Here is a 2569-nt window from a genome sequence, read left to right as displayed (position 1 = left end):
TGTGCCGGCCGCTCGGCCGGGCGGTCCTGGTTTCGGGCGCCGTCGCTGCCGAAACCGGAGCGCCGCTGATCCCGTTGGGAACGCATGCACTGCGTGGCATAGCGTTCCCATGCGCCGTCTTCACCGTCTCGGAGAATTGAGCGGTACGCTGCCCTGAGCCGACCGCATCGTTCCTTTCGGTCCAGCGTCTACCTCGGCTTCGCCCCCGAGTGCTGACGTTCCGGACACTGTTGGAAAGCGCCTGACCCGCCCGGAGCGGAAGTTCCGCGTGGCCTGCTGATCGATCGCGGCCGACGCAAAGCTGACGGCCGGAGTCGACCAGAGGAGCGGTCATCGCATGGTCGTCGCGACAAGTCGTATGCGAGCGCCCCACGCGGCAAGTCCGGCCGCTCCGCCGAACCCCAACGGAGGGGCGGTCATTTGACTCGGCGCGGCAACCTAAGACTTGACGTAAAAGGCTATACTATTCGACGTGGCCCTTAATTAAAGAGGTCTGCGGGGCTCCCCGGAGGCGGCGGCCATGCGCCATCTGCTGTGCAATACGCGGGGCGCAAAACGAGCTTGGTATGGGTGACAATCCGGGGACGTGGTGCCCGCAGTTTTGGGGAGGCGCGAGATGGATTACAGTGCAGAAATATTCGACCAAATTCAGCTGTTGTCCGAAACTAAAGGCTTTAATGACAATGAACTCCATTGTGTTCTCAGATTTGAGCATGGGCCTGTCCCGGAAGTCCTGAATAGGTCGGTCATCGCCTCTATTGAGGCCATCCCCATCCTCGGCGCGCGCTACATCGATGGCGCCAGGCCGCATTGGGCGCGCCTCGACCCCAGCGAATTCGGCCGGGCCTTTGTCCTGGCGACGACCAACTCAGAGTTGGAGGACTTCCTTGTCTCTCCCGTCGATGAAAGCGTCGGCCCCCAGATCAGAGTCTGCCAGCTCGACTCCCACCCTTTCGCCATCGCACTCAAAATGAACCACATGATTTGCGATGCCGCGGATTTCAAGCAATACTTATATTTCCTGTGTAAAATATACTCGGAACTGGCGGCCAATCCGACTTACAGGCCGCGCGCGATAAATGGAGACAGAAGCATCCGACGAGTGCTCAGGCGCTTCGCTACGAGCGTCAAGCTCAAGTCGTTACTAACGCAGAGCAAAGACAATAATCGGACTGGAAATCACCGGTTTCCTCTGAGCGAGGGCGGAGACGTGCGGCCCTTTATCCTCACGCGGACGTTGGAGCGCGACAGGGTTGCCTCGCTCAAGGACTATTCCCGTGCGACAAGGGCGACCTTGAACGATGCCGTGCTGACCGCGTATTATCGTTGCCTCTTTCAGGTGCTTGCGCTGAGGCCCGGCGTCGAACTCGAAATACCCGTGATGGTGGACATGCGCCGATATCTTGGGGAGACCAGGGAAGTCAAGTCCCTGACCAACCTCACCTCGATGCAGGTAACGCAGCTGGACTACAAGCCCGGGGAGCGCTTCGAGGGCACGCTCGGCCGGGTGAAGGCGGTCATGGACGAGAAAAAGGGGGCTGACATCGGCCTCAATGGATTTATCAAACTTAGTTTGCTGTATGGAATATTCGGCGACAGGATCGCCAATCGCCGGCTGAAGTCGAAACTCAAGAACCCCTTCATCTGCATGACGAACGTGGGAATATTGGATTCGGGCCCAATGTCCTTCGGTAATCTACGACCCTATGACGCTTTCTTATGCGGCTCGATAAAATATAAACCCTATTTCCAGCTCGCCATGAGCTCATACGACGAGCAACTCACCCTCAGCGCCAACCAATATGGAAGCGCCGTCGATCGGGATCGCATCTGCTCTTTTCTCAACGAGATCGAGGGAGAATTGCCTAACTAAATCTTGTCAGGGAGCTCGGAGAACTATTATCTATTCACAGTATGTGACGATCAGGATTCGGCGGATCGAGGCGGAGCGACGGTCTTGTCCGCTAAATCTCTCGGATTGCTGGCGTTCGAATCGCAGGCGGTTTCGCGCGTTCTCCCGTGCGGCAGGCCGGCGGCCGTATGATCGCCGCTCGCATCAGCGCGGCGGCAAACCCTCGTAGATCGGTAACCCTTCTTGGATGCAGTTGAACGCCTGCCTGTCGCTGGCGTTGATCGCCATCTGGCACGCGCCGTATTGGGTCGGATCGTCGAGGGTTCCGGCCTTGAGGATGATGGCGTTGAGGCCGGGGCGACGCGTAATGAGCTGCGTGCCGCAATCGCTGCAGAATTCTCGGGTGACCGCGCGTTCGAGATCGTCACGTTTGAACTGGCGAGGCGCGCCCTTCGTGTATCGAAAACCGTCGACCGGCATCAGCATGAACATGTTCGCCGCGCCGCCAGAAAAATACTGGCAAGGACGACAATGACATTGCGCCCTCAGCATCGGCGTTCCCGCCGCTTCGTAGCGAACCTTGCCGCAGTAGCAGCCGCTTCCGAGCGTCATTTGTATCTCCCATCGCTCGCACGCCACCTTGCGCGACCTCGAACGCCGCCGCACCGCAACCGACGCGCCAGATTCCCTTATACCCGAGATTCTCCAGATGGAGGC

The 2569-nt window shown here is 58.9% G+C and carries 2 protein-coding genes and 1 pseudogene; 2 read left to right on the top strand and 1 reads right to left on the bottom strand.

Annotation, left to right across the window (positions count from 1 at the left end; translation table 11 throughout):
• Together ACLP25_RS01340 and ACLP25_RS01335 are read left to right on the top strand one after the other, a co-directional pair.
• Positions 1-140 (top strand): annotated as a pseudogene (locus tag ACLP25_RS01340) (adenylate/guanylate cyclase domain-containing protein); the annotation flags it as partial.
• 476 nt (positions 141-616) lie between these two features.
• A complete protein-coding gene (locus ACLP25_RS01335; RefSeq protein ID WP_442467452.1) occupies positions 617-1873 on the top strand; it encodes a hypothetical protein in 1257 nt (418 codons plus the stop codon).
• Between the two features lie 183 nt (positions 1874-2056).
• Here ACLP25_RS01335 and ACLP25_RS01330 read toward each other — a convergent pair whose 3' ends face one another.
• Positions 2057-2464, bottom strand: a complete 408-nt coding sequence (locus ACLP25_RS01330) for a GFA family protein (RefSeq protein WP_442467451.1) — start codon at positions 2462-2464, stop codon at positions 2057-2059.
• Positions 2465-2569 lie beyond the last annotated feature (105 nt).

Origin of the sequence: Roseiarcus sp., from assembly GCF_052145395.1 — a bacterium.
In the GTDB taxonomy this organism is placed as follows: Bacteria; Pseudomonadota; Alphaproteobacteria; order Rhizobiales; family Beijerinckiaceae; genus Roseiarcus.
Note: the sequence above shows the minus strand (reverse complement) of the source record. Positions and strands in the feature narration are given on the sequence as shown.